We start from the raw sequence: 7,898 nt of genomic DNA on the forward strand, positions 1-7,898 counted from the left end.
CCATAGATCACGTCAGTGCCCTGACATGCACCTCAGGCGTAAACTAAACGCGGTGCAGCATGCACTGAAAAGCGCTGCACGTGGAGGTGAGCCATGCGCTCAATACCCGGTTGCACCTCGATCGCACTGGTCGCGCTGTTTATGGCGCCACTTGCCACCGCAGCGTCTTCGGTCGAAGTCGAATTCAAGAACCCCGAAAAATTCAGCGATGCCAGCCTGGACAGTCCGGGTTATGAACGTGGTGCCGATGCTTATGTCATGAAAGAGCTGCGCAGCTACATCCAGAAGCTTGGCGAGCGGTACCTGCCAGCCGGCCAGCAGCTGCAAATTGAAATACGTAACATCGATCTGGCCGGTCGTTACGAACCCTGGAGGCTAAATGCCTATCAGGTGCGCTTCATGCGCGACATTACCTGGCCGAGCATCGATCTACATTACGTGCTCAAACAAAACGGCCAGATCGTGAGCCAGGCCGACGCCAGGGTCATGGATCAGCTCTACCTCCAGCGTCCGGGGCGCGCCAACAGAAGTGACAGACTCTACTCCGAGAAGGCCATGCTCTCGGACTGGTTCCACAGACAATTCGCCGGGCAACATCAGACCGGGTTGAATTGAATCACCCGTCCGGCATGGGAGGCATGGGCCAGAAACGAAAAGCCCGGCTTTAGACCGGGCTCAAGAATGTTGCGGGCTGCACATTCAATGCTATTTGAAGTGTTTTGTTATCGCCTGCTTGCCTATTGCTGTCTCGATGTCTCGGTAAGTGCGTTTCTCAGCGGCGCAGAGAAGCGACCTTCCATCCCTCAGCTGCATCGAAAAGGTCAGCTCGACCTCATCGTCTGCCAACATCACACCGGCGACAGCTCCAATCGGACCGAGAGCCAATGCTCCAGCCAACCCTAAACCGACAGCACTCGATACGTCCCGGTACGAAGTTTCACTGACCACCAGGGTGTCGAGTATTTCGGAGGTGGCAATCTTCAGGCCAGGCCATGGATAAACCGCCGTTTGTATCGTTATGAAGCCAGGTTCAAATACCGCACATCCCTCAAGGAAATCCCCGGCCAGAATAGTTATTTTTGCCATGCGGTAACCTCCCTGCATTAGCTGCAAGAAAATTCAACGTCAGCGGGACGGGGTCGTCAACGACCTGAGGACGGGGGACGCCTGTTGCCCGACTAATGGAGAATTACGAAAAAGCCCGGCACTGGCCGGGCTTTCTGTAGATGGGCCAAATCCCTTTGGCTGACTGCATTGTGCCTGGCAGGTGTGACGAAGGCGTGACAGGGCAGATACGAAAAGCCCAGTGCCGGGCTTTGATTGGCGAGGCGCAGGGAGATTGGCAATCGAAAACAGAATGACTCTGTCAAAGTCGTTCCATTGCTGCATTGGAGAAGGTTATGAAAGGAATTACTGTTCCTGCTATCGCCACCGTGGTGCTGAGTGGGTGCACAGGGGCTGTCTGGAAAGCCACTGGCAGTAAGGACAAGTTCACAGACCAAAGCACGACCATGGTGACCGCCGGGGACTATTCAGCGGGAACCTCAACCTTGCAGGCCAAGCGATGAGCGTTCGGTATGAAGGATTTCTGCTATGAAGGCGGTAAGGGCTTAGTTGTTGCGTATGCTGGAAACGACATCATTGATTCAGTCGGTGGATGCTCGTAGGTCGAGGACAGCAGTCAGAGCGCTCCAAGGGTCAACTCCATCGCCAGTACAGTCGACAACGCCAGCGCAATCAGCAACGCTATAAACATTAGGCTCAACTGAGCGACCTGCTTATAACGGGGTATCGGCCTATTCGTGATTCGAGCAATTGATTTATCAGTGGAAGACATCATCAATCCTCACTTTTCCGGAGAGCACGAAATAGCTGCAGAAGGTGTTCATCAGGAGAATCGGCAGGATGAACAGTGCGCCAGTCAGGGCGAACAGCTGACTGGTGGCAGGTAATGTCGCTGACCAAAGGCTGACGGATGGCGGGATGATGTTCGGGTTGGCGGTTGTCAGGGTAAGACGCATCGGACAGGGCAGGCTTGACCTGGGCAGCGAGGTGACGGAGCTGCATGGTGATTTCACGTGTTTCATTTTTCACCCCTCGCGTCATGCCGGATCTGGCCAGCCCCGTCGTCTCCATGATGTCCGGGACGACAGCTATTGCGGGTACGAGGGGTGCTGTGCAACTAATGAGCCATTTCAATAGGGCGAAAAAAAGTTCAACTTAATTAATAAACTGCTTCTGAGCGTTTCGAGCCAGAGAAAGGGGGAGTGGGGAATATTCCTCAAATCAGGTGGTAAACGCTCGGTGGGGTGGGTGTAATGCCCCATTTATGGAGACAGTAGCGGCTTTGTTGCACCGACCGCTCCTGGTAGGGGTTGCTTGCCCTGAGGCGACAGTTTTTGGATTGCTGTATTTCACAAATGAATCATTGAGTCACTGAGTGGTCATAATTACGGTTGAATACTGCCCGGATGAAATTCTCGGAGAGTGACAACCGCCTCTGTAGCTCTGACCATTCAGGACGTTCAAATGAAGCGCGCAGTAATGATGATCTTGGCCATTTCAGGTTCGCTCTTGCTGGGAGGCTGCGGCCCTCACTGGGAAGACGGTGGGCGGTACGGCCGAGATTATGATCATGATTATCGTCGTGGATACGACCAAGGGAATGACGATGATCAAGGTTATAATCGTCGATATGATCGTCGCGACTATGATCGCTACCACCGCCATTATCGCGATCGCGACGACAGAGACGATTGATACTTTTAGCGTCTCTTTCAGGGCGGATGATTTCCGCCCTGATCCCTCCCGCTCATTGAGCTAGCGCTGTTTCTGTAGGAGCGAGCTGGCTCGCGATGGTCGTTAACGATAATGATGGCTGCCTGGATAAACACGGCGCCCTCACGTCCATCGCGAGCAAGCTCGCTCCTACAGAGCCCTTAGCGCCGATCCAGCCAGACCGTTTGTGCATTACAGAACTCGCGCACCCCGAAATGCGAGAGCTCCCGGCCAAAGCCACTCTTCTTCACTCCACCAAAGCTGACACGCGGATCGCTGGCGCTATAGCCGTTGATGAACACGCCGCCGGTTTCAAGTTCGCCGGCCATCTGCCGGGCGAGTTCGACATTGCGTGTGTAGAGGGTGGCGGTGAGGCCGAATTCACTGTCATTGGCCAGCTCCAGCGCATGGGCTGCGTCTCGGGCCGTGATGATTGAAGCCACAGGGCCAAACAACTCCTGTTTGAATGATGTCATCCGATCAGTCACGTCGCCGAGTACCGTTGGCTCATAGTAATTGCCGGGGCCTTCAGCCTTCTTTCCACCCATCAGCAATGTCGCGCCTTCTTCCAGTGTGTCGCGCACCTGTTGATCCAGTTCGTCGCGCAGATCGAAGCGAGCCATCGGGCCGATGTAGGTGTTGCTGGCCAGTGGATCACCGACGACCAGTTTTTGGGTCGCCTCGACGAACCTGCGGGTAAATTCCCGGGCAATGCCTTGCTCGACAATCAGGCGTTTGGCGGCGGCGCAGACTTGTCCGGTGTTCTGATAGCGCCCGATCACGGCGGCTTTTACCGCCTCATCGAGGTCTGCGTCGTCGAGCACGATAAACGGGTCGGAGCCGCCCAGTTCCAATACGCATTTCTTCAGCGCTGCTCCAGCCTGAGCACCAATGGCCATGCCCGCACGGACGCTACCGGTGAGGGTGACAGCTGCGATGCGTGGATCGGCGATCGCTTTGGATACACCCTCCGGCGTGACATTGATGACCTCGAAAACACCTTGAGGAAAGTCTGCTTGCTTGAAGGCTTCCAGCAGCAGGCAGGCGCTGCCCATGACGTTTGGCGCGTGCTTGAGCACGTAGGTATTGCCGGCGAGCAGGGTGGGGACCGCGCCGCGCAGGACTTGCCAGATGGGGAAGTTCCACGGCATGACGGCGAGAATCGGGCCGAGCGGGCGATATTCAATGCGTGCCTTGCCGCCTTCAACCAGGGTCGGTTCCGGGCTCAGCATGGCGGGGCCATGTTCGGCGTACCACTCGCAGAGCTGTGCGCATTTTTCAATTTCACCACGGGCTTGGGTTATCGGCTTGCCCATTTCCCGGGTGATCATGTTCGCCATGGCCTCTGCATTGTTGCGCAAGGCCTGGCCGAGGTTGATCAAAAGCTGTGCGCGTTGTTCAACCGGTTTACTGCGCCAGCTACGAAACCCGGTAGCGGCCCGCGTCAGCGTGGCCTGCAATGCTGAATCGGATTCGAAAGGGTACTGGCCGATCTGTTCGCCGGTAGTCGGGTTGATCGAAATGGCATGGGTAAGGCTGGAAACGTTGGTCATGGCACCGTCCTGCGAGGTGGGGATGTGCTCAGGTTATTGGGGTATATGTTTTATGGAAACTGAATAATACTGAGCATAACGTTCACGTTTGGAGAATGACTTGGATCTGGTTCAGCTCGAAATTTTCAAGGCTGTCGCCGAGCACGGCAGCATTAGCGTGGCCGCCCAGCATATCCACCGGGTGCCATCGAATCTCACGACCAGAATCAAGCAGCTTGAGCTGGACCTGGGGGTGGACCTGTTTATCCGCGAGAAGAGCCGCCTGCGCCTATCGCCGGCCGGCTGGAGCTTTCTGGATTACGCTCGACGCATTCTCGACCTGGTCCAGGAGGCCCGCGCCACAGTGGCGGGTGAAGAACCACAAGGAGCATTCGCCCTGGGTTCGCTGGAAAGTACTGCGGCGGTCCGTATTCCCGAGCTATTGGCCGCCTATAACCAGAAGCACGCCAAGGTCGAACTGGACCTGTCCACCGGGCCTTCCGGGACCATGATCGATGGTGTGCTGTCAGGGCGGTTGGCCGCTGCATTTGTCGATGGTCCGGTATTGCACCCGGCGCTGGAAGGGGTGCCGGCATTCGAGGAGGAAATGGTCTTGATCGCGCCTCTCAATCATGACCCGATTCACCAGGCGAAGGATGTGAATGGCGAAAACATCTATGCATTCCGCTCCAACTGCTCCTATCGCCATCATTTCGAAAGCTGGTTCGCCAATGGCGCGGCGGTGCCCGGCAAGATTTTCGAAATGGAGTCCTATCACGGCATGCTGGCCTGCGTCAGCGCCGGTGCCGGCCTGGCGCTGATGCCCCGCAGCATGCTCGAAAGCATGCCAGGGTGCGCAACCGTCAGTGTCTGGCCATTGTCGGAGTCGTTCCGCTATTTACGCACCTGGCTGGTGTGGCGCAGGGGGACGGTGTCGCAGAGCCTGACGATGTTTGTGCGCTTGCTTGAGGAGCGCGGGGTGGTGTTGGTCGAAAAGTAGCGGAAAGTTAACGGTCTGTGCTGAAAAACCGGATAATGGCGGCCAAATCGTATAGCTCGTTATTCTGGTAAGCACGCATGGAAATCAAGGTCAACTTTCTCGACAACCTTCGACTTGAGGCCAAGTTCGACGACTTCACGGTGATTGCCGATCAACCCATTCGCTACAAGGGCGATGGCTCGGCACCAGGTCCGTTCGATTACTTCCTGGCTTCGTCGGCGTTGTGTGCGGCGTACTTCGTGAAGTTGTATTGCGAAACCCGCAATATCCCCACCGAAAATATCCGCCTGTCGCAGAACAACATTGTTGACCCGGAAAACCGCTACAACCAGATTTTCAAGATTCAGGTCGAATTGCCGGCGGACATCTCCGCCAAGGACCGTCAGGGGATTTTGCGCTCCATCGACCGTTGTACGGTAAAGAAGGTGGTGCAAACCGGGCCTGAGTTTGTGATTGAAGAGGTCGAAAATCTCGACGCCGATGCCCAGGCGTTGCTGATGCCGCACTCGACTGGCGAGGCGGGCACCTACATTGTGGGCAAGGACCTGCCACTGGAGCAAACCATCGCCAACATGTCGGGCATCCTGGCCGACCTGGGCATGAAGATTGAAATCGCTTCGTGGCGCAATATCGTTCCCAATGTGTGGTCACTGCATATTCGCGATGCGCACTCGCCGATGTGTTTTACCAACGGCAAAGGCGCGACCAAAGAAGGCGCGCTGGCATCGGCACTGGGCGAGTTTATCGAGCGGCTCAACTGCAATTTCTTCTACAACGATCAATTCTGGGGTGAGGACATCGCCAACGCGGCGTTTGTACATTACCCGGACGAGCGCTGGTTCAAGCCTGGCCCGAAGGACGAACTGCCGTCTGAAATCCTCGACGAGTACTGCCTGAAGATTTACGACCGGGACGGCGAGTTGCGTGGCTCGCATCTGTACGACACCAACTCCGGCAACACCCAGCGCGGTATTTGTTCGCTACCCTTTGTACGCCAGTCGGACAATGAGGTGGTGTACTTCCCGTCCAACCTGATCGAAAACCTGTTCCTGAGTAATGGCATGAGCGCCGGCAACACGCTGGCCGAAGCGCAGGTGCAGTGCCTGTCGGAAATCTTCGAGCGCGCGGTCAAACGCGAAATCCTCGAAGGCGAAATGGCCCTGCCGGATGTGCCGCAGGAAGTGCTGGCCAAGTACCCGGGCATTCTGGCGGGTATCCAGGCCCTGGAAGAGCAGGGCTTCCCGGTGCTGGTCAAGGATGCGTCGCTGGGCGGGGAGTTCCCGGTGATGTGTGTCACCTTGATGAACCCGCGTACCGGTGGCGTGTTTGCCTCGTTCGGCGCGCACCCAAGCCTGGAAGTGGCGCTGGAGCGCAGCCTGACGGAGCTGTTGCAAGGGCGCAGTTTTGAAGGCCTGAACGATCTGCCTCAGCCGACCTTCGAAGGTCAGGCAGTGACTGAGCCGAACAACTTCGTCGAGCACTTTATCGATTCCAGCGGTGTGGTCTCGTGGCGCTTCTTCAGTGCAAAACCGGATTTCGAATTCGTTGAGTGGGATTTTTCCGGTCAGGGCGAAAACTCCAATGCCGAGGAGGCCGCGACCTTGTTCGGCATTCTCGAAGACATGGGCAAAGAAGTGTACATGGCGGTCTATGAGCACATCGGTGCCAAGGCCTGTCGCATTCTGGTGCCGGACTACTCGGAGATTTACCCGGTAGAAGATTTGATCTGGGATAACACCAACAAAGCGCTGCAGTTCCGCGCTGACATTCTCAACCTGCACAGCCTGAGCAAAGTCGGCCTGAGAACGCTGGCCAAGGGTCTGGAAAACAGTGAGCTGGATGATTACACCGACATCACCACTTTGATCGGCATCGAGTTCGACGACAACACGCCTTGGGGCAAATTGACGATCCTGGAGCTGCGGTTGCTGATTTATCTCGCCTTGCAGAAGTTTGAACAGGCGAAGGATCTGGTGGAAGCCTTCTTGCAATACAACGACAACACCGTCGAGCGCGGGTTGTTTTATCAAGCGGTGAACGTCGTGCTGGAAATGCAGCTGGACGATGATCTGGAACTGGGCGACTACGAGGTCAACTTCCGCCGGATGTTCGGTAACGAGCGGATGGACGCGGCGATAGGGTCCGTGGATGGCAGTGTACGTTTCTACGGTCTGACGCCGACGAGCATGAAACTGGAAGGGCTCGACAGGCATCTTCGGCTGATCGACAGCTACAAGAAACTGCACACGGCGCGGGCCAGCGTGGCGGCTTTATTTAGTTGATGGCGATATCAAAAAAGCACCTTGGGTGCTTTTTTGATTTTTGGCGGCCAGTCAATCGTCTTCGCGTGATGCTCTCGATTTTTTGCCTATGTCAGGGGCAATGGCTGTCGAGGAGGAAGTCCTTCTATATAGAAGGCGCGTTTTGGCTCCTCTATCAAGCTCAAACAGGGAGGGGCTGGTGCTTTCTGCAAGTGATTGATAGAAAACCGGAATCAGTGCTTGACGGCAGATTCTGGAGGCCTATAATTCGCCCCACTTCCGGCGCAGTCGAAACGGAAAACTCCTTGATAAACAAAGAGTTACGCA

At 56.1% G+C, this 7,898-nt stretch carries 6 protein-coding genes and 1 pseudogene; 4 read left to right on the plus strand and 3 right to left on the minus strand.

The window, feature by feature from the left end; genetic code table 11:
* The first annotated feature begins 93 nt into the window (after positions 1 to 93).
* Positions 94 to 615 carry a DUF3016 domain-containing protein gene (locus tag PMI31_RS23020; protein WP_008021227.1) on the plus strand — a complete coding sequence of 174 codons (522 nt, stop codon included), beginning with the start codon at positions 94 to 96 and terminating at the stop codon, positions 613 to 615.
* Between the two features lie 90 nt (positions 616 to 705).
* On the opposite strand, the gene PMI31_RS23025 is transcribed toward PMI31_RS23020, so the two are convergent.
* On the minus strand, positions 706 to 1,086 hold the full coding sequence (locus PMI31_RS23025) for a hypothetical protein (RefSeq protein WP_008021228.1): 381 nt from the start codon (positions 1,084 to 1,086) through the stop codon (positions 706 to 708).
* Between the two features lie 737 nt (positions 1,087 to 1,823).
* Positions 1,824 to 1,994, minus strand: a pseudogene (locus tag PMI31_RS30330) (ubiquinol oxidase subunit II); the annotation flags it as partial.
* Positions 1,995 to 2,529: 535 nt separating this feature from the next.
* On the opposite strand from PMI31_RS30330, the gene PMI31_RS31475 reads away from it, so the two are divergent.
* Positions 2,530 to 2,760: a hypothetical protein gene (locus PMI31_RS31475; protein ID WP_008021237.1), complete on the plus strand. Its 231-nt coding sequence runs from the start codon at positions 2,530 to 2,532 to the stop codon at positions 2,758 to 2,760.
* A gap of 179 nt (positions 2,761 to 2,939) precedes the next feature.
* On the opposite strand, the gene PMI31_RS23035 is transcribed toward PMI31_RS31475, so the two are convergent.
* Positions 2,940 to 4,331, minus strand: a complete 1,392-nt coding sequence (locus PMI31_RS23035) for an aldehyde dehydrogenase family protein (RefSeq protein ID WP_008021244.1) — start codon at positions 4,329 to 4,331, stop codon at positions 2,940 to 2,942.
* A 100-nt stretch (positions 4,332 to 4,431) separates the two neighbouring features.
* Between PMI31_RS23035 and ptrR the strand changes: the two genes are divergently transcribed.
* Together ptrR and PMI31_RS23045 are read left to right on the plus strand one after the other, a co-directional pair.
* Positions 4,432 to 5,310 carry a putrescine utilization regulator PtrR gene (ptrR, locus tag PMI31_RS23040; protein ID WP_008021246.1) on the plus strand — a complete coding sequence of 293 codons (879 nt, stop codon included), beginning with the start codon at positions 4,432 to 4,434 and terminating at the stop codon, positions 5,308 to 5,310.
* A gap of 77 nt (positions 5,311 to 5,387) precedes the next feature.
* Positions 5,388 to 7,592, plus strand: a complete 2,205-nt coding sequence (locus PMI31_RS23045; protein ID WP_008021248.1) for an OsmC domain/YcaO domain-containing protein — start codon at positions 5,388 to 5,390, stop codon at positions 7,590 to 7,592.
* The last annotated feature ends 306 nt before the right edge of the window (positions 7,593 to 7,898 follow it).

The organism is Pseudomonas sp. GM55 (assembly GCF_000282395.1).
Classification (GTDB): domain Bacteria; phylum Pseudomonadota; class Gammaproteobacteria; order Pseudomonadales; family Pseudomonadaceae; genus Aquipseudomonas; species Aquipseudomonas fluorescens_CC.

Coding starts and splice junctions, on each gene's coding strand:
- PMI31_RS23020 (WP_008021227.1), top strand. CDS start 94: ATGCGCTCAATACCCGGTTGCACCTCGATCGCACTGGTCGCGCTGTTT.
- PMI31_RS23025 (WP_008021228.1), bottom strand. CDS start 1,086: ATGGCAAAAATAACTATTCTGGCCGGGGATTTCCTTGAGGGATGTGCG.
- PMI31_RS31475 (WP_008021237.1), top strand. CDS start 2,530: ATGAAGCGCGCAGTAATGATGATCTTGGCCATTTCAGGTTCGCTCTTG.
- PMI31_RS23035 (WP_008021244.1), bottom strand. CDS start 4,331: ATGACCAACGTTTCCAGCCTTACCCATGCCATTTCGATCAACCCGACT.
- PMI31_RS23045 (WP_008021248.1), top strand. CDS start 5,388: ATGGAAATCAAGGTCAACTTTCTCGACAACCTTCGACTTGAGGCCAAG.